At 63.8% G+C, this 19,132-nt stretch carries 18 protein-coding genes; 9 read left to right on the top strand and 9 right to left on the bottom strand.

Translation table 11 applies throughout. From position 1 onward, the window contains the following. Positions 1-150 precede the first annotated feature (150 nt). Positions 151-795 (bottom strand): NAD(P)-dependent oxidoreductase, encoded by a 645-nt coding sequence (locus BM408_RS22555; RefSeq protein ID WP_092132950.1) that lies wholly within the window; start codon positions 793-795, stop codon positions 151-153. A 110-nt stretch (positions 796-905) separates the two neighbouring features. On the opposite strand from BM408_RS22555, the gene BM408_RS22550 reads away from it, so the two are divergent. Then, entirely contained in the window at positions 906-1,871 is a 966-nt protein-coding gene (locus BM408_RS22550) for a LysR family transcriptional regulator (RefSeq protein ID WP_092132949.1), read from the top strand. Here BM408_RS22550 and BM408_RS22545 read toward each other — a convergent pair. The 8 genes from BM408_RS22545 to BM408_RS22510 are packed head-to-tail and all read right to left on the bottom strand — an operon-like array spanning position 1,858 to position 9,505. Then, positions 1,858-2,769 (bottom strand): EamA family transporter, encoded by a 912-nt coding sequence (locus BM408_RS22545; protein WP_092132947.1) that lies wholly within the window; start codon positions 2,767-2,769, stop codon positions 1,858-1,860. The genes BM408_RS22550 and BM408_RS22545 overlap by 14 nt on opposite strands. Before the next feature lie 18 nt (positions 2,770-2,787). Further along, a complete protein-coding gene (locus tag BM408_RS22540; protein WP_092132945.1) occupies positions 2,788-3,234 on the bottom strand; it encodes an acyl-CoA thioesterase in 447 nt (148 codons plus the stop codon). Between the two features lie 28 nt (positions 3,235-3,262). After that, on the bottom strand, positions 3,263-4,234 hold the full coding sequence (locus tag BM408_RS22535) for a dipeptidase (protein ID WP_092132944.1): 972 nt from the start codon (positions 4,232-4,234) through the stop codon (positions 3,263-3,265). Between the two features lie 29 nt (positions 4,235-4,263). Continuing rightward, entirely contained in the window at positions 4,264-5,040 is a 777-nt protein-coding gene (locus BM408_RS22530) for an ABC transporter ATP-binding protein (protein ID WP_092132942.1), read from the bottom strand. Beyond that, positions 5,037-5,885: an ABC transporter ATP-binding protein gene (locus BM408_RS22525; RefSeq protein WP_092132940.1), complete on the bottom strand. Its 849-nt coding sequence runs from the start codon at positions 5,883-5,885 to the stop codon at positions 5,037-5,039. The genes BM408_RS22530 and BM408_RS22525 overlap by 4 nt, the downstream gene beginning before the upstream one ends. Next, positions 5,882-6,796 (bottom strand): nickel transporter permease, encoded by a 915-nt coding sequence (gene nikC / locus BM408_RS22520; RefSeq protein ID WP_092132938.1) that lies wholly within the window; start codon positions 6,794-6,796, stop codon positions 5,882-5,884. The genes BM408_RS22525 and nikC overlap by 4 nt, the downstream gene beginning before the upstream one ends. Beyond that, positions 6,793-7,887 (bottom strand): ABC transporter permease, encoded by a 1,095-nt coding sequence (locus tag BM408_RS22515; protein ID WP_371327042.1) that lies wholly within the window; start codon positions 7,885-7,887, stop codon positions 6,793-6,795. Before BM408_RS22515 ends, nikC begins: the two co-directional genes overlap by 4 nt. Before the next feature lie 13 nt (positions 7,888-7,900). Further along, positions 7,901-9,505: an ABC transporter substrate-binding protein gene (locus BM408_RS22510; RefSeq protein WP_092132937.1), complete on the bottom strand. Its 1,605-nt coding sequence runs from the start codon at positions 9,503-9,505 to the stop codon at positions 7,901-7,903. 466 nt (positions 9,506-9,971) lie between these two features. Here BM408_RS22510 and BM408_RS22505 point away from each other — a divergent pair, with 466 nt between their 5' ends. The 8 genes from BM408_RS22505 to BM408_RS22470 are packed head-to-tail and all read left to right on the top strand — an operon-like array spanning position 9,972 to position 18,861. Continuing rightward, positions 9,972-11,000 carry a TRAP transporter substrate-binding protein gene (locus BM408_RS22505; RefSeq protein WP_092132935.1) on the top strand — a complete coding sequence of 343 codons (1,029 nt, stop codon included), beginning with the start codon at positions 9,972-9,974 and terminating at the stop codon, positions 10,998-11,000. A gap of 3 nt (positions 11,001-11,003) precedes the next feature. Then, entirely contained in the window at positions 11,004-11,564 is a 561-nt protein-coding gene (locus BM408_RS22500) for a TRAP transporter small permease (protein ID WP_254774919.1), read from the top strand. Next, on the top strand, positions 11,561-12,838 hold the full coding sequence (locus BM408_RS22495) for a TRAP transporter large permease (protein WP_092132933.1): 1,278 nt from the start codon (positions 11,561-11,563) through the stop codon (positions 12,836-12,838). The genes BM408_RS22500 and BM408_RS22495 overlap by 4 nt, the downstream gene beginning before the upstream one ends. A 51-nt stretch (positions 12,839-12,889) precedes the next feature. Beyond that, positions 12,890-13,921, top strand: coding sequence for a TRAP transporter substrate-binding protein (locus tag BM408_RS22490; RefSeq protein ID WP_254774918.1), 1,032 nt, complete (start codon positions 12,890-12,892; stop codon positions 13,919-13,921). 31 nt (positions 13,922-13,952) lie between these two features. Further along, positions 13,953-15,851, top strand: a complete 1,899-nt coding sequence (locus BM408_RS22485) for a TRAP transporter large permease (RefSeq protein WP_371327041.1) — start codon at positions 13,953-13,955, stop codon at positions 15,849-15,851. Between the two features lie 36 nt (positions 15,852-15,887). After that, complete coding sequence (locus BM408_RS22480) at positions 15,888-16,937, top strand: LacI family DNA-binding transcriptional regulator (RefSeq protein ID WP_092132932.1); 1,050 nt, start codon at positions 15,888-15,890, stop codon at positions 16,935-16,937. Positions 16,938-16,991: 54 nt separating this feature from the next. Then, entirely contained in the window at positions 16,992-17,999 is a 1,008-nt protein-coding gene (locus BM408_RS22475; protein ID WP_092132930.1) for an NAD(P)-dependent oxidoreductase, read from the top strand. Positions 18,000-18,039: 40 nt separating this feature from the next. Then, positions 18,040-18,861, top strand: a complete 822-nt coding sequence (locus tag BM408_RS22470) for an amidohydrolase family protein (RefSeq protein WP_092132928.1) — start codon at positions 18,040-18,042, stop codon at positions 18,859-18,861. The last annotated feature ends 271 nt before the right edge of the window (positions 18,862-19,132 follow it).

Raw genomic sequence — 19,132 nt, 5'->3', positions numbered from 1 at the left:
AGCGTAGGGACCCAGACTGCGGGTCGCCTTTTCTTTGGTGACTTTCTTTTGGCGAAGCAAAAGAAAGTTACTGGCCGCCGGGCCACCCCCGGCCAGCCACCCTCAACAGCGAACGCGCCGCCGGAGCAAGACCCGGCAGCTAAGCCCGCATCAGTTCGCCACAGTAAACCGGCGCCGAACATGCCGAGCCTGTTCAATCTCATCAACAATCGCCACGGCCAGGTCGGCAACGGAAATGCCAGCTGGTTTGTCCCCCTGACCAGGCAGCAGGTCATCCGCCCCCAACCGGTATTTACCAGTCCGCTCACCAGGCGCCAACCCAATCGGAGGCGAAACAAAACTCCAGTCCAGCGAGGTCTCCAGCTTGATCTGGTTCAACGCTTCGCGTGCAGCCAGCGCGGCCTGCTTGTATTCGGCGGGGAATTCCGGCGTGTCGACCAGTTGCAGGCCGGGCGCTACATACAGGCTGCCTGCCCCGCCGACCACCAGCAGGCGTTTTACGCCGGACTGCTTGACGCCATCGACGATGGCTTTGCTGGCCTGCAGGTGCAGGTCGTGAATCTTGGGCTCGCCCCAGCCCGGGTTGTAGGCGCTGATGACGGCGTCGTGGCCGGCTGCGGCTTTGGCGACCTGGGTGGCGTCCAGCGCGTCGGCGGCGACTACGGTGAGGCCGGGTTGCGCTGCGAGTTTGCCGGGGTTGCGAGCCAGCACGGTGACTTTGTGGCCGCGGCTGAGCAGTTCAGACAGGACGGGCGTGCCGACAAAACCGGTGGCGCCAATGAGTGCGATCTTCATGATGTTTCCTTGCGTGAAGTGAAGAAATTCGAGAGAGCCTTAGTTTGATTACTTCACAAGCAGGTGAATAGACGGCAAAATCCGCTAACACTATGAAGCACCACTAACGAATGAGCGATAAATCCCTGGAACAACTCAAGCGCATGGCGGTTTTTACCGAGGTGGTGGCGGCCGGCTCGCTCACGGCGGCAGCGCGGCAGCTGGGCATGACGCCTTCGGCCGTGAGCCAGCATTTGCGCCAGCTGGAGCAGGCGCTGGGCCTGGCGCTGCTGCACCGCTCAACCCGGCGTCTGACGCTGACCGAGGCCGGTGAGCGCTATCACGCGGGCTGTGCGGCCATGGTGTCCGCCGCGCGATCGGCCGAGCAGGCTTTGGTGCGCCTGCGTGACGAGCCTGAGGGCGAGCTGCGGCTGGCGGCGCCTATCGGCTTTGGGGGTTTGCTGGCCTCGGCGCTGGCGCCGCTGCGCGGCCATCCCAAACTCAGCCTGCGCTTATTGCTGGACGACACCGTGATTGACCTGATCGAGCAGCGGGTGGACATCGCCCTGCGGATTGGGCAGTTGCCTGACTCGTCGCTGGTGGCGCGCAAGCTCGGCAGCATGACGCGCCTGCTCTGCGCCTCGCCGGCCTACCTGGCCGAGCGCGGCTGGCCCGCGCACCCGCAGGATTTGCTGCAGCACGACTGGCTGACGGGCAGGCCGCACAACACGGGGGTGGAAATGCTGGAGCTGGAAGGCCCGGGCGGCGAGCGCGAAACCTTGCGGCTGGAGGCGCGTGTGCAGGCCTCGCAGGTGACGGCCGTGCATGCGCTGTGCGTGGCGGGCTGGGGCATCAGCATGGCGGTGAGTGAAGACGACCGCCAGGCGCTGGCCGACGGCAGGCTGCTGCCGGTGCTGCCCGGCTGGCGGATGACGGACATGCCGCTCTATGCGGTAACGCCGCGGCGCGGCGAGCAACCCGCCAAGGTGCGGCATACGCTGGATTTGCTGGCGGCCTGGTTTGCCCGGCACGACAGCAGCGCCATCGGCAGCGCTGCCAGAAGCGCTAACAGCAGTAACAGCGCTAACGCCGCTTGATCAGCCCGCCCAGCATCACGCAGGCCAGCGCGGCCACCACCAGCGCAATGCCGGCCCACTGCCAGGACGTGATGACCTCACCCAGCACCAGCATGCCGGTTGCCAGCCCCACCACCGGCACGCCCAGGCTGAAGGGCGCGACACGGTTGGCCGGGTGGCGCTTGAGCAGGTTGGTCCACAGGCCGTAGCCCAGAATCGTGGCCGCCCAGCCGAGGTAGGCGACGGCAGCCCAGCTGGAAGCGCGAGCCTCCAGCCATTGCCAGCGCACGGCCTCAGGGTCAAACGCCCAGGACAGCGCCGCAAACGGCAGCACCGCCACCAGGCTGCTCCACACCACAAAAGCCAGCGGCGAATAGTCTTTGTAGGTTTGCTGCACACGGCGCGCCACGATGTTGGACATGGCCCACATGGCCGCCGCGCACAGTGTGAGCACAAAGCCCAGCGGCGTGGTCGCGCCTGCCCCATCGCCCCCCACATAGTTGAATGCAAAGCAGGCCAGGCCCAGGGCCGCGAGCACCATGCCGGCTTGCAGCGGCCGGCTGGCGCGCTCGTGCAGCAGCACAAAACTGAAGAGCGCTGTCCAGAACACCTGGGTCTGCTGCAGCACCGAGGCCAGCGCCGCCGTCATGCCGACCTTGAGCGCCAGAAACAAAATACCGAACTGGCCCACGCCCTGAAAGAGGCCGTAAAACACAATCCACTTCCAGGCGATTTTGGGCGGGCGTATCACCAGTGCCAGCGGCAGCACGGCAAACACATAGCGGGCTGTGCCCAATTGGAAAGGCGTGAAGTCGCGCAGCGCGAATTTCATCACCACGAAGTTAACGCCCCAGAGCACCACCACCGTGAGGGCGGCCGCCAGATCGCGCCCCGTCAGGGCATTGTTCTGTGTCGACAAGTACGGCAGTCCTGCAGCTCAGGACGGCTGCATGGCGCGCGCGGCGTCCAGGTGCGCTTTCACGCGCTGGGCCAGGGCCACGTCGCCGGGCGTCTCGGGGCGCCATTCTTCAGCAGGCAGCGCCTTGCCGTCTTCGTCCACCGCGACAAACACCACCAGGCATTCGGTGATGACCTGCATCTGGCCGAGCTTCATGTCGCCGGCGCGCACTTCCACCGAGATGTTCAGGCTGGTTTTGCCGGTGTAGGCCAGGCGGGCTTCGACTTCAACCAGGTCGCCGATCATGATGGGGCGCTGAAAACGGATGCTGCCCACCGATACGGTGACGCAGTAACGTTTGGCCCAGCTGGTGGCGCAGGCATAACCTGCTTCATCAATCCACTTCATGACGGTGCCGCCATGCACTTTGCCGCCGAAGTTGACGGTGCTGGGTTCAGCCAGGAATCGAAGGGTGATGGATGACATGGGGGCCGCCGGTGGGGTGATGAAGTTGTCAGGCGTGCTGCCAGACCATGCCGGCGACACGCATCATATTGTCGCCCATCACACCTGTCACTTCGATGTCATTCAGGCCCACCTTGCGCAGCGCCTCGGGCAGCAGTTGCCAGGTTTCCACCGGCGTGTAGGTCATGCGCTGCACGGCGCGGTCATAGCCTGCCGCCTTCGGCCACCAGTAGGTCGGGTCGTAGTCGCCGGGCGGGTTGTCGTTGAGCTCGTCTTGCCGGAAGCTGATGTCCAGGCCTATGCCCACATGCCCTGCGCCGACCAGGCCCGCCACATAGGCCACATGCCGCGCCATGTCGTCGGCCGTGGGCGTGCGCGTGCCCAAAAAGGCCGAGACGCCCGAGAGGCACACCACACCGCCGGTCGCCGCGCAGGCGCGTATCTGCTCGTCGGTGATGTTGCGCCCGTGCTCAACCAGCGCGAGCGGGTTGGCGTGGCTGAAGATCACCGGCTTGGCCGACGCCGCCATGATGTCCAGGCTGCAGCGGCGGCCGGTGTGTGAGCAGTCCATCAACAGACCTGCCTCATTCACGGCCCGCACCATGCGCACACCCAGCGGCGTGAGGCCGCGCGCCTCGTCATGACAGCCGTCGGCCACGCTGTTGTTGCGGTTGTAGGCAAAGTGAATTTGCCGCACGCCGAGCTCGCGGTAGAGCGCGACCATCTCGGGCTGCTCCAGCAGCGGCATCGCGCCTTCCAGGTCGAAGCCGATGGCGAGCTGGCCCGCGGCGGCCGCCTCGCGAATGTCGGCCACACTGGATACGAGCCGGTAGCGCTCGGGGCTGGCCGCAATGTTCGCGCGAAAGGCCGCAATCACCGACATGATCTGCGGCACCGGGTTCATGTCCATGCCTACATTGATGGAGACATAGTTGACGCCGGCGGCGCGCAACTCGTCCATCGGTGAAAAATCGGCCGCCGGATGCAGCGGCAGGCAGGCGTGGGATTCCCAGAGGATCATGGTGTGGTGTGTGCGCAGGAGAAAAGAAATTAAACCACTTCAGCCGTGCGTTTGAAACCGGTTGAGGCCTGCATCAGCTGAAGCGTGTAAGCATTGGTGACCTTGTGCGCAGCCAGATCGGCTGAAGGCAGCATCTCTACCGTCTGGCCGCGCTGCATCACCATCAACCGCTCGCACAGGTGCGTGACGACGGCCAGGTCGTGGCTCACCATCACAAAGGTGAGGCCGCGCCGGCGGCGCAGTTCTTCGAGCAGATTCAGCACCTCGGCCTGCACCGAGGCGTCGAGTGCCGAGGTGGGTTCGTCGAGCAACAAAATCTGCGGCTCCAGAATCAGCGCGCGCGCAATCGCAATGCGCTGGCGCTGCCCGCCCGAGAGCTGGTGCGGGTAACGAAACCGGAAGCCCGTGCCCAGGCCGACTTCTTCCAGCGCGCGTTCAATGCGCACTTCCGCATCGGTTATGCCGTGAATGGCCAGCGGCTCGGCCAGGATGCGGTCTACCGTGTGGCGCGGGTGGAGTGAGCCGTACGGGTCCTGGAACACCATTTGCACCTGCCGCCTGAAGGCCTTGCTGCCGGGCGCGCTGTCCTGGCCCAACAGTTTGACAGTGCCTGCGGTGCGCGGCGCGAGGCCGCAGATGGCGCGCAGCACGGTGGATTTGCCTGAGCCCGATTCGCCGACGATGCCGAAGCTTTCGCCGGGGCTCACGGTGAACGACGTATCAGCCACCGCGACAAAACCGTCGTACTCCACGCGCAGGCCGCTTACCTCCAGGCCTAGCGATGCGGAGGAAGCCGACGCGTTCATAAGGCCCACTCCGGTTTTCGGTCCAGCGTGGCCAGCGGATGCGTCGAGGCGCCCAGTTGCGGCAGGCAGGCCATCAGGCCGCGCGTGTACGGGTGCTGCGCATGGGCGAGGCCGCCGGCAGCCAGCTCTTCCACCACACGGCCGGCATACATCACCAGGATGCGGTCGCAGAAAGTGGACACCAGCCGAAGGTCGTGCGACACCAGAATCAAACCCATGCCGCGTTCGGCCACCAGCGTGTCGAGGATGGACAGCACCTGCAGTTGCACCGTCACGTCCAGCGCCGAGGTGGGTTCGTCGGCAATCAGCAAGTCCGGGTCGGCGATCAGCATCATCGCGATCATGGCGCGCTGGCCCATGCCGCCTGACACCTCATGCGGATAGAGCTTGTAGACACGCGCCGGGTCATCGATGCGCACGGACTCGAGCGCGGCGAGTGCGCGCTTTTTGGCTTCGGCCGACGACACGCGGCTGTGGGCCTGCAACGTCTCCACGATTTGCGCGCCTATGGTCATGACGGGGTTGAGCGAAAACTTCGGGTCCTGCAACACCATGGCGACGCGGCCGCCGCGCAGTGCACGGCGTTGGGCCGGCGGGCAGTTGAGCAAATCCACACCGGCAAACTCAAGCCGCCTGGCGCTGATGCGGCCTTCAGGCGCGGTCAGTCCCATGATGGCGCGGCCGGTTTGTGACTTGCCCGAGCCCGACTCGCCCACAATGCCCAGGCGCTCGCGGCCCAAAGTGAAAGACACACCGCGCACCGCCTCCGTCATGCCGCCGTCGCGGCGCGGAAAGCTCACGCGCAGGTCGTCAACCACCAGCAGGGGTGTGTTGGCGTCCGTCATTTGGCCGCCTTCGGGTCCAGCGCATCGCGCAGGCCGTCACCCAGCAGGTTAAAGGCCAGGCTCACGATAAAGATTGCCGCACCGGGTGCGGCGGCCACCCACCACTGGTCGAGCACATAGAGACGCCCGTTGGCGATCATCGCGCCCCACTCCGGCATGGGTGGCTGCGCGCCCAGGCCCAGAAAGCCCAGCCCGGCGGCCGTGAGGATGATGCCGGCCATGTCCAGCGTGACACGCACGATCACCGACGACACACAGAGCGGCATGATGTGCCCGAGCACGATGCGCCAGGGCGACGCGCCCAGCAGGCGCACGGCCGCGATGTAGTCGGTCTGCCGTATCGTCAAGGTCTCAGCCCGGGCCATGCGCGCATAAGGCGGCCAGGAGGTGATGGCGATCGCGATCACCGCGTTCTGGATGCCGGGGCCCAGCGCCGCGACAAAAGCCAGCGCGAGGATCAGGCGCGGAAAGGCCAGAAAAATATCGGTGATGCGCATCAGCACTGCATCGACCCAGCCGCCGGCGTAACCCGCCACGGTGCCGACGATGAGGCCCAGCGGCGCGGCCAGCACCGCCACCAGAATCACCACCATCAGCGTGATGCGCGATCCGACGATGATGCGCGAGAGGATGTCGCGGCCCTGGTCGTCGGTGCCGAACCAGTGCTCCCACGACGGCGGCAGCAGGCGCGTGGTGCGCAGGTCGCCGGTGTAGGCCGAATAAGGCGCCAGCACATCGGCAAAGATCGCCACCAGGATGAGCGCCAGCACGATAAAGAGGCCCAGCATGGCCAGCCGGTTGCGCGAAAAATCGCGGCAGCCGTGGTAGACCCGGCCCATAAAAGCCTGGCGGCGCGAGGTGGGGCGGTCGGTGCTGAGCCAGTCGCGCAGGGATGCCACTTTGGAAGTCATCGGATGCGCGTCCTCGGGTCGAGTAATTTGTAGAGAACATCCGAGAGCAAATTCAAGCCCACAAAAATCGAACCCACCACAATCGTGCCACCCAGCACCGCATTCATGTCGGCGTTCTGCAGCGAGTTGGTGATGTAAAGGCCCAGGCCCGGCCAGGCAAAAACGGTTTCGGTCAGCACCGAGCCTTCAAGCAGGCCCGCATACGACAGCGCGATCACGGTGACCAGCGGCACCATGGCATTGCGCAGCGCGTGGCGCCAGATGATGCGCGACTCCGACAGGCCCTTGGCGCGCGCGGCGATCACATACTCCTGCGCCAGCTCATTGAGCATGAAGGAGCGCGTCATACGGCTGATGTAAGCCAGCGCGAAATACCCCAGCAATGAGGCCGGCAGGATGAGGTGTGAGAACACATTGCGAAAGGCCTCCCACTCGCCGGCCACGGCGGTGTCGAGCAGCAGCAAGCCGGTGACCGGCGTGATGCTGTACTCAAAGCTCACGTCCATGCGGCCCGGCCCCGATACCCAGCCCAGCCGCGCATAAAACAGCACCAGCGCCATCAGCCCCAGCCAGAAGATGGGCACTGAATAACCCACCAAGCCGATCACTCGCACCACCTGGTCCACCAGCTTGCCGCGCCGCACCGCGGCCCACACCCCCAGCGGCACACCCAGGCCGGCGCCTATCAAAATGCCCAGGCTGGCCAGCTCCAGCGTGGCCGGAAAGGCGCGCTTGATGTCGGTCATCACCGGGTTGGCCGTCAGCACCGAGGTGCCAAAGTCGCCCTTCAAGACCTTGCCGATGTAGAGGTAGAACTGCTCATACAGCGGTTTGTCCAGCCCCAGCTCCTGGCGCGTGCGTTCGATCACGTGCGCCGGCGCGCGGTCGCCCACGATGGCCAGCACCGGGTCGATGGGGATCACGCGGCCGATGAAGAAGGTGACCGCGAGCAGGCCCAGGTAGGTGAGCAGAATCACCACCAGGAAGTTGCCAAAGCTTTTGGCGTGCGGCGTGAAACGCTGGCCCGCCGTGCGTGTGCTCACCGCGCTGAGCGGCGCCACGCCGGCAGCCGTGGGGTCGGGGATGGCCAAAGTCGGGAAGCTATCAGCGCTTGGAGGCGTTGAACATGTAGTTGCTGTCGAAGGTGGGGCCCAGCTTCAGGCCGTCCACGTTGTTGCGGTAGGCCGCCACTTCAGTTTGCTGGTAGAGCATGACAAACGGGCTGGTCTTGCGGAACTCGGCCTGCAGGTCTTCGTACATCTTCTTGCGCTTGCCGGCGTCGCGCTCCAGCACGGCAGCGTCCGACTGCTTGGTCAGCTCGGGAATCTCCCAGGCATTGCGCCAGGCCAGCGGCTTGGCCTTGGCGTCGTCGGCGTTGTCGGGGTTGCGGGTGAAGGTGTCGGCGTTTGAGTGCGGGTCCCAGTAGTCGGCGCCCCACTGGCCAATGTACATGTCGTGGGTGCGGGCGCGGTATTTGGTCAGCGTCTGCTTGCCGTCACCGGGAATGATCTCGATGTCGATGCCGGCCTGCTTGGCGGTTTGCTGGAAAGCCTCGGTGATGCCCTGCACCGGCTGGATGGTGCGCATGTCGATGGTCACCTTGAAGCCGTTGGGCAAGCCGGCCTTGGCCAGCAGCGCCTTGGCTTTGGCCACGTCGAGCTTGTAAGGCCGATCTTTGCTCGCGCCCAGCAGGCCCTGCGGGAGGAAGTTCTGGTTGATCACGCCGATGTTTTTGATCAGCGTGTCGCCGATGGCGCCGTAGTCGATCAGGTACTTCATGGCCTCGCGCACTTCGGGCTTGGCCAGGTTGGGGTTCTTCTGGTTCAGGCTGATGTAGTAGACCGTGCCCTTGGGCGTGGAGGTGAGCTTCACGTCCTTGTTGGCCGAGAGCGCGGCGATGTCTTGCGGGCTCAGGTTGCGGGCGATGTCGATGTCGCCTTTTTCGAGCAGCAGGCGCTGCGTGGCCGATTCCTTCACGTGGCGGTAAATCACACGCGCCAGCTTGGCCTTGGTGCCGTAGTAGTTGTCGTTGCGCTCCAGCGCCACGATTTCATTGGCGCGCCACTCGCGCAGCTTGAGCGGGCCGGAGCCGGCGTAGTTGGTCTTGAGCCAGGCATAACCCCAGTCGCCGTTGACTTCTTTGGACTGCACCAGCTTCATGTCGACGATAGAGGCCACATTCGCCGTCAGGCAGTTAAAGACAAAGGTGGGCGCGTAGGCCTTGTCGGTTTCCAGCGTCAGCGTGGTCGGGCCGGTGGCCTTGATCTTGTCTTTGACATTGGCTTTGGAAAAGCCGAACTGCGTGAGGATAAAAGCCGGCGATTTGTCCAGCAGCACCGCGCGCTGCAGCGAGTAAGCCACTTCTTCCGCCGTGAGCGGGTTGCCCGAGGCGAATTTGATGCCGGGCTTGAGTTCAAAGGTATAGGTCTTGCCGTCGGCCGAGACATTCCAGGACTTGGCGACGTCGCCCACCAGTTTGGACGGGTCGTTCACATCCAGGCGCAGCAGGCGGTCATAGGTGTTGCCCATGATCTCGCCGGCAGACAGCTCAAAGGCCTCGGCCGGGTCCATGGTGATGATGTCGTCGAAACCGAAAGCCAGCACCAGCGTGTCTTTGGGGGTAGCGGCCAGCGCGGCGCCGGCGCTGCAGGCCAGCATGGCGGCGGCTGCGGTGGCACACAGGACGCGGCGGCTGAAGAGGGGGAGCATGGGGTTCACGGTGATTTCCTTCGGTTGGACGGTGAAACAAACATTGCGCCTGGCCGCTTGTGGCGGCCGCGCCCGGAGACCTCAGGGTTGAGCAGGAATCATGCCCATGCCCTTTATCGCCACTGGCTGTAACTTGTACATACAAGTCACGGCCATTGGCGACTGATGCATTCTGCGCCCCCGGGTGCTCGCGTTAACACCCGGGTTTTCCGCGATTGCCGATTCCCTGAAAACCGGCGGCCTGAACGGCGGCCCGGTTTCGTCGCTGCCGAACGATCCGGTCGCCGGTGTACGCCTGTAAACACTGCAAAACCACGCGTTTACGGAGGAAAACACCTATCAAAAACCTGTGTTTCCCGGCTTGACCTTTAATTTGGTGTAACGATACAGTAAATCGTTCTACAAAGAACTTTAAAGAACGCCGAAATTCACGAGCGCTTACCAAAACATCATCAGGAGACAAAAAATGACTTCACTTTCACGCCGCCGGTTCGTTCAGACCACCTCCGCCGCCTCGGTTGCCATGGCAACGGGTTTCACCGGCCTGGCCCAGGCCCAGTCCACCGTCGCGCTGCGCCTGTCGTCGGCGCATTTGCCCGACCTCAACTCCTCGCACTTCGCATGGCAGCAGCTGATGGAGGCCAACCTCAAAAAGGCCGTGGGCGACAAGATCCGCATCGACTACTTCCCCAACAACCAGCTCGGCAAGGAAAGCGATGTGGTGCAGCAGGTCAAGGTCGGCTCCATCGACATGATGCTGACGGGCTCGTCCATCTGGGCCACGGTGACGCCGCAGCTCGGCATGCTGGACCTGGGTTACCTCTTCGACAGCTACGAGCATGTGGCCAAGGCGCTGGACAGCGGCGTGGGCGCCAAGCTCAACGACATGCTGCAAAAAGGCACGGGCTGCCAGGTCATCACCTGGAGCGCCCATTACGGTGCACGCAACGTCTACACCAAGCAGCCGGTCAAGTCGCTGGCCGACATCAAAAACGTCAAGCTGCGCGTGCTGCCGACGCCGGCCTTTATCGAAACCTTCAAGATCATGGGCGCGATCCCCACGCCTATCTCTTTCGGTGAGCTCTACATGGCCGCGCAGACCGGCGTGGTCGACGGCTTTGAGCATGACTCGGGCACGGTGCTGGCCAGCAAGCTCAACGAAGTCGTCAAGCACTGCTGGATGACCGAGCATCTCTTCAGCCCCATGGTCTGCATCATGGGCAAGCGCGGCATCGAAAGGATTCCGGCCGAACTGCGCCCGGCCTTCATGAAGGCCGCCAACGACTCGACGGTCCAGCTGCGCAAGACCGGCACCGAAAAAGGCCTGCAGGGCATCGAAGACCTGAAAAAACTCGGCATCACCTTCACGCCCATGGCCAAGAACGAGCGTGACCTCGTCCGCAAGGAAATGGAAACCAAGCTGTGGGCCGGTTTTGCCAAGCAATACCCGGAAACCGCGCCGCTCTTCACCGCGATCAACGCCGCGCGGGGCTAAGCTGTGCAAACCGCCCTGGGATGGGTGTTCAAGGCCGTGGAAGCCGTGCTCGCGGCCTTGTTGCTGGGCATGGTGGTGATGGTGTTTGGCAACGTGGTGCTGCGCTACGTTTTCAACTCCGGCATCGTGGTGTCCGAGGAACTGTCGCGCTTCTTCTTCGTATGGCTGACCTTTATCGGCGCCATCGTGGCGGTGCGTGACGGCGCCCACCTGGGCATGGACAACTTCGTCTCGCGGCTGCAGCGCCGCGGCAAGCTCATCTGCCTGGCGCTGAGCCAGGCGCTGATCCTGGCGTGCTGCGTCATGCTGTTCTGGGGCACCTGGCGCCAGCATGAGATCAACGCCACCACCATGGCGCCGGTCACCGGCCTGTCGACGATATGGGTCTTCGGCATGGGCTATGTGTGCAGCATCTGCATCGGCATCCAGGCGGTGAACAAGCTCTGGCGCATTGCCGCGGGCCGCATAGAAGACCATGAGCTGGTTGAAGTGCGCGAAAGCGAAGAAGACGTGAAGCACGTGAAGCACGCGAAACACGTGGAAGGCGCAGGGGCCGCGCGATGACGGTGGCGGTCTTTACCCTTTCGCTGCTCGGGGCCATGGCCCTGGGCATGCCCATCGCATTTGCCCTGCTGGTGTGCGGCATCGCGCTAATGCTCACACAGGGGCAGATGGACGCCACCATCCTGTCGCAAAAACTGCTGGAGGGCGCCGACAGTTTTCCGCTGCTGGCCATTCCGTTTTTCATGCTCACGGGCGAGCTGATGAACTCGGGCGGCATTTCAAAGCGCATCGTCAACTTCGCGCTGGCATGGGTCGGCCACATCCGCGGCGGGCTGGGGCTGGTGGCGGTGTTCGCGTCGGTGCTGATGGCGGCCATCTCGGGCAGCGCAGCGGCGGACGCGGCGGCCATTGGCACCTTGCTGATTCCGATGATGCGCCAGGCCGGCTACAACGTGCCGCGCTCGGCGGGGTTGATCGCGGCGGGCGGCGTCATCGCGCCGGTGATCCCGCCGTCCATCGGTCTCATCATGTTCGGCGTGATCGCCAATGTGTCGATCGGCAAACTTTTCCTGGCCGGCGTGTTTCCCGGCTTGCTGATGGGCGTGTCGCTGGCGATTGCCTGGCAATGGGTGGTGCGGCGCGACAAGGTGTCGGTGCTGCCGCGCCAGTCATGGAGCGCGCGGCTCAAGGCAGGGGTGGACGGCGTCTGGGCGCTGGTGATGCCGTTTGGCATCGTCATCGTGCTGAAGTTCGGCATTTTTACGCCCACCGAGGCCGGGGTGGCGGCCTGCGTCTATGCCTTTGTGGTGGGCTCTTTTATCTACCGCGAGCTTTCCATCCGGCAGGTCTACACGCTGCTGGTGTCGGCCGCCAAAAGCACGGCCATCGTGGTGTTCCTGATCGCCGCGGCGATGGTGTCGGCCTGGCTCATCACCACCTCCGACGTGCCCGAGCAAATCAGCGCGATGCTGCAGCCCTTCATGGGCAACAAGATCGTCCTGATGTTCGTCATCATGGTGCTGGTGGTCATCGTCGGCACCGCGCTGGACTTCGCACCGACCGTGATGATCCTGACGCCGGTGCTGATGCCCGTGGTCAAGCAGGCGGGCATAGACCCGGTTTACTTCGGCGTGCTCTTCATCATGAACAACGCCATCGGCCTGATCACGCCGCCCGTGGGCATTGTGCTCAACGTGATTTGCGGCGTCGCCAAGATTTCCATGAGCGAGTTGATAAAGGGCCTTTGGCCTTTTCTGTGGGCTGAACTCATCGTGCTGCTGTTGCTGGTGCTTTTCCCCGCGCTGGTGATGGTGCCGCTGAAGTGGCTGAGCTAGCGCCCGGCCTGGATTTTCCTGTCAAAACCAAAAACCCTGTAGGAGACAAACATGAAGAAGTACACCCTGTACACCTCCCGCTTCGGATTCGTGCCCGTGTTGCTGGCCATGGCGGTGGCCGGCCTGCTGGGCGGGCAAGCCGCGCTGGCCCAGGAGCGCAGCCTGCGCCTGTCGGTGCCGGTGCCCAAAGAACACCCCATGGCCATAGGCGCGCAGAAGATGGCCGCCTGCACCGTGGACAAGAGCGCCGGAAAACTCAAGCTGCAGCTGTTCTACGACAGCGTGCTGGGCAACGACGTGGCGGCCACCCAGAGCGTGCGCAGCGGCACGCTCGACATGGTGCTGGTGTCCACCGCGCCGCTGGTGGGCATTGTTCCGTCGATGGGCGTGTTCGACCTGCCCTTTCTTTTCAACAACGAGCGCGAGGCTGACCAGGTGCTGGACGGCAAGGTGGGCGAGTGGTTCGCGGCCAAACTGCCCGCCGTGGGCCTGGTGAACCTGGCCTGGTGGGAGAACGGCTTTCGCCACACCACCAACTCCAAACACGCCATCAACCGGCTGGAAGACTTTGACGGCGTGAAGATGCGCGTGATGCAAAACAACATCTATATCGACACCTTCAAGACGCTGGGCAGCAATGCCGTGCCTCTGGCCTTCCCAGAGGTGTATTCGGCGCTGGAAACCAAAACGGTGGACGGCCAGGAGAACCCATTTGCCAACATCGAGAACATGAAGTTTTACGAGGTGCAGAAATACCTCACGCTGACCAAACACGCCTATGCGCCCTTGCCGCTGCTGATCTCCAAAAAAACCTGGGACACCCTGTCACCCACTGAGCAGGGCGTGGCACGTGACTGTGCGGTGGTGGGTCGCGACGAAGAGCGCCGCGTCAACCGCGACCAGAACCAGCGCAGCGTGGCCAACCTCAAGGCCAAAGGCATGGTGGTCAACGAAATCAGCCCCGCTGAAATGCAGCGCATTCGCGACCGCGCGAAAGTTGTCTATGACAACAACGCCAAGTCCATAGGCGATGAAGCCATGAAGATGGTTTTTGCCGAACTCAAACGCATACGTGGCAATTAAGAACGAAGAACGAGAAAGAACCAGGAATCTTATGTCTACCGACCTGGCGGCGCACGCGCCGCACACCCTTCCGGTGCCCAGCTGGGGCCTTTTCAGCGACACGCAACCCGGCCGCTGGCTGGCCTGGCTGATGCGCATGACCGAGTACGTCGCCGGCGTGGTGCTGGCGATAGACGTACTGGTGGTGTTCATCTCGGTGGTGTTCCGCTACTTCCTGCACGAGCCCTTTGACTGGGCCGAGGAAGTGGCGCGCGCGCTGATGATTGTGCTGGTGTTCTTCGGCGCCGCCACGGTGCTGGCGCGCAGCCAGCACGTGGGGGTCGATATCTTTCGCGGGCTCTTGCCCGCAAGCTGGCAGCCGGCGCTGATTCAGTTCGCGAGCTGGATCATCGTGGCGGTGTCGGCAAGCCTGTGCGTCTCGTCGGTTGGTTTGCTGATCGATTCGTGGTCCAGCACCACGCCCATCGGCCTGCCGCAGTGGATCTACACCTTCCCCGTGGTGATAGGCAGCCTCTTCATGACGCTGTTCGGCATTGCCAATGCGGTCAACGGGCCGTCGCGCGTCGTGTGGTCCACGCTGGCCACCGGCATCGCCATGGTGGTGGTGGTCACGGGCTGGAACATCCTCATGCCGGGTCTGGCCATCAAACCCTGGATGCTGCTGACCATAGGCTTCCTGGGCGGCTTGCTGCTGGGCGTACCGATTGCCTTTGTGCTGGGTTTGTCGTCGCTGGTATTCTTTATGGCCGACCCGTCGCTGCCCATGCTGGTGTATTCGCAGCAGGTAATGGCGGGCACTGATCACTATGTGCTGCTGGCGATTCCCTTCTTTGTGCTGGCCGGTTTGCTGATGGAGGCCAACGGCATGTCGTCGCGCCTCATTGAGCTGCTGCTGCGCATGTTCGGCCGGGTGCGCGGCGGGCTGGGGCTGATCACCATCACCGCGACCGCGTTCTTCTCGGGCGTGTCGGGCTCCAAGCTGGCCGACATCGCGGCCGTGGGCGGCATCATCATGCCGGCGGTACGTAAAACCAAGCAGGACCCGAATGAAACCGCCGGCCTGCTGGCCTGCACCGCGGTGATGGCCGAGACCATTCCGCCCTGCATCAACATGATCATCATGGGTTTTGTGGCCAACATCTCGATCGCCGGGCTCTTTATGGCCGGGCTGGTGCCAGCCGCCGTGCTGGCGCTATCGCTCGCCGCGGTGACGATTTACGTCGGCACCCGCATCAACCCCGACGAAGCCTTCGACGTGCGCACACCCATGTTCCGCCTGCTGGGTGGCGCGATGGTGGCGCTGGTCATGGTCGCCATGATCGGCAAGGGCGTGACCTCGGGCGTCGCCACTTCCACCGAGGTCTCGGCCTTTGCGGTGGTCTATGCGCTGGTGGTGGGCTGGCTGGCGTTTCGCGAGCTCACGGTCAAGTCGGTGACGCAGCTCTTTGTGCGCTCGGCCTCCATGGCCGGCGGCATCCTCTTTATCGTGGCGGCCGCCTCCAGCGTGTCGTTTGCGCTGACCATCCAGCAGATTCCGCAATACCTGTCGACCTTCATGATCGGCTTTGCGCATGCCTACGGCAGCACCATGTTCGTGATTCTCTCGGTGCTGATCATGATCGTGTTCGGCGCCATCCTGGAGGGCGCGCCCGCGCTCATCATCTTTGGTCCGCTGCTAACCCCTATTGCCTCGCAGCTGGGCGTCAATCCATTACATTTTGGAACTGTCATGGTGATCGCCATGGGACTCGGGCTGTTCGCGCCGCCGGTCGGGCTGGGGCTGTTTGCCACCTGCGCCATCACCGGCACGCACGTCAAGGATGTGGCCCGGCCCATGATGAAATACCTGGCAGTGCTGTTTGTCACGCTCATCCTGCTGGTGCTGGTGCCGCAATTCTCGCTCTGGCTCCCAACCCGCATGGGCCTCTGACAATGCCTTCAACTCCTTGATGAAAAGAAGAACGCCGTGAGCAAGATAAGAGATGTGGCCAGCCTGGCCGGTGTGTCTACCAGCACCGTGTCCAACGTCCTCAATGGCCGCGCCAACCGCATGGCCGCCGAGACGCTGGCGCGGGTGGAAGCCGCCATTGCCGAGCTGAAGTACCGGCCCAACTCTACGGCACGCCAGCTCAAGACCGGCTACACGCCGCTGATCGGCCTGCTGGTGCCGTCCATGGCCAACCCGATGTACGGCTTTATCGCGCGCGAGATCGAAACCCTGGCGCAGGAACGCTACGGCTTTCGCATCATGATCGGCAACACCTACCGCGATAAAGACAAAGAGCTGCGCTTCTTTGACGACCTGCTGGCCCACGGCGTGCGCGGCGTGATCATCATCTCCTCATTGATCGACGAGCAGCACGTGGAAGCCGCGGCCGAACGCGGCCTGGTGATGGTGAGCTATGACCGCCGCGCCACGCCCAATATGACGTCCATCATCGACCACGTGACGGTGGACAGCTTTGAGTCCGCCCGCATCGCGACGCAGCACCTCATCGACATGGGCCACCGGCGCCTGGCCTTTGTCACGCCGGCAGGCCGCACCATGAGCCGTAATGAAAAGATTGCCGGCTTCATGGCGGCCGCCAAAGGCGCGGGCCTGGAAGGCAGCGCCCAGGTGATTGAAGGCACGCCGGTCGACGAATACGGCGACTCGATGATGAGCGAAGTGGGCCGCGCCCAGGCCGGCCTGCTGGCCAAACTGCCCGGGCGGCCCACCGGCGTGATTGGCGTGAACGATTTGATGGCTTTCGGCCTGATGGCGGGCTTTCGCGACGCAGGGCTGTCCGTGCCCGACGATGTTTCAGTGATCGGCATCGACAACGTGTTTCTCTCCACACTGATGCACCCGGCCATGACCAGCGTGCGCCTGCCGGTGCCCGAGATGGCACAGGTGATGGTCGAGCGCGTGATGAGCCGGCTGGCCGACCCGGCCATCGCCACGCAGGAGTTCATCTTTCAGCCCACGCTGGTGGCGCGCGACTCGGTCGCGAAGTGCACGCCGGACCAGCGCTGATCTTCTTGATTTTTACGTTTGATTTTTGATACAGACAGGACACAAGGTTTTTGAATGACAACGGTTTTCGTCAGCCACCCCCAAAGCAAACTCCCGCACTACTTCGGCGACCGCGCCACTGCCGCACTCATGGAGATTGCCGACGTGCGCTTCAACCCGGGCGACACCGATCTGACCTCCAGCGAGCTGGCCGCGCTGGCCGGTGATTGCGAGGTCATCATTTCCTACCGCCAGACGGCAGGCGACGAGGCGCTGTTCGCGGCGCTGCCGCGCCTGCTGGCCTTTGTGCGCTGCGCCATCGACATCCGCAACATCGATGTACCGGCCGCCAGCCGCCACGGCGTGCTGGTCACCCAGGCCAGCGCGGGTTTTATCCCCTCGGTGAGCGAATGGATCATCGGCGTGATGATCGATTTGAGCCGCGACATCAGCGCGACCACGGCGGCCTATCACGAGGGCCGCCCTGTGATACCCGCCATGGGCCGCGAGCTGCACGGCGCCACGCTGGGCGTGATCGGCTTCGGCCAGATCAGCCGCTACCTCTGCGACGTGGCGCTGGCTCTGGGCATGCGCATCGTGGTGCACGACCCCTTCACGCCCACCAACCGCAAGGAGCTGGAGCAGGTTGAACTGCTGCCGCTGCTGCAAAGATCAGACTACGTGGTGTGCCTGGCCGCCGCGACGCCGGCCACTGAAAACATGATGAACGCGGCCACCTTTGGCGCGATGAAACCCGGCGCGTTTTTTATCAACGCCTCACGCGGCGACCTAGTCGATGACGACGCGCTGATCGCCGCGCTGGACGCCGGCACGATAGCCGGCTGCGCCGTCGACGTGGGCCGCGCGCCCGACCAGATGCCTTCGCCCCGCGTGGCCGCACATCCGCGCGTGATCGCCTCGCCGCACATAGGCGGCCTCACACCGCCGGCGGTGGAACACCAGGCCATGGAAACCGTGGCGCAGGTGGCCGAGCTGCTAAAGGGCCGCGCGCCCCAGGGCGCGGTGAACGCACAGCAGGCCACGCGCTGGCGGCAGGCCACGCGCGCGCCCCAGGCTGCCTGAACACGCCTTTCTTTATTCCCCTTTTTTCGCGAAAGCTTTTATGCAAGCCACTCAAAAAGCCACCTATGCCGGCGCCTGCGACTGCCACGTGCATATCTACGAAGACAAATACCCCATGGTGCCCAACGTGGCCTGGGTGCCGCCCCACCTGCCCGTCTCAACCTATCGCGAGACGCAAAAAGCGCTGGGCCTGAGCCGCGCGGTAGTCGTCCAGCCCTCGGCCTATGGTTTTGACAACAGCTGCACGCTGGACGCCGTGGCGCAACTCGGCGAATCGGGCCGCGGCATTGCGCTGGTGGCGCCCGACGTGACGGACGCCGAACTCAAGCGCCTGAACGATGGCGGCATCTGCGGCGTGCGCTACATGATGATCAACCCGGTGCTGGAGTGGAGCTCACTGGAGCCCATGGCCGCGCGCCTGGCCGCGATGGACTGGATGGTCAACCTGCAGCTGGACGGCCGCAACTTTCCTGAGCATGAAGACGTGCTCAAGCGCCTGCCCTGCAAACTGGTGATCGACCACAACGGCAAGTTCCTCGAACCCGTCAAACCCGACCACCCCGCGTTCCAGTCGCTGCTGCGCGTTCTGGACACCGGCAATGTCTGGATCAAGCTGTCGGCGCCGTATGAGACCTCGAAGATCGGCGCGCCCGGCTATGACGATGTGAGCCTGATTGCGCGCACGCTGGCCGAGAAGTTTCCGGAACGCTGCCTCTGGGCGAGTAACTGGCCGCATCCGGGGCGCAATCCGCCGCCGTCTGAGGTGGATTTGTATGACTTGCTGTTTTCGTGGGCGCCGTCGGATGCGGTGCGGCGGAAGATTCTGGTTGACAACCCGGCGGGGTTGTATCGGTTCAGGTAGTTTTTGCTGTTCCCACGGGGGGGGTGCTCTTCTGTGGACTGCTGGCCGGGTCTCGCCCCGGCGGGCGAGGCACTTTTACCGAAACCCGCAAAGCGGGTTTTCTTTGTTCGCCAAAGGCGCGCTACGCGCGCGGGGTTTGCTCACTTCGCGCAGCGAAGTTACGCAAACACCAGAAGTACCCAAAAGAAAGGCGACCCGCAGTCTGGGTCCCTACGCTTCGCTTCGGGCAACCTGCGGTGCTCGAGCCAAGCGGGGTCAAAAACAACTCGCT

Origin of the sequence: Polaromonas sp. YR568 (assembly GCF_900116715.1) — a bacterium.
Lineage (GTDB): Bacteria > Pseudomonadota > Gammaproteobacteria > Burkholderiales > Burkholderiaceae_C > Polaromonas.
Note: the sequence above shows the minus strand (reverse complement) of the source record. Positions and strands in the feature narration are given on the sequence as shown.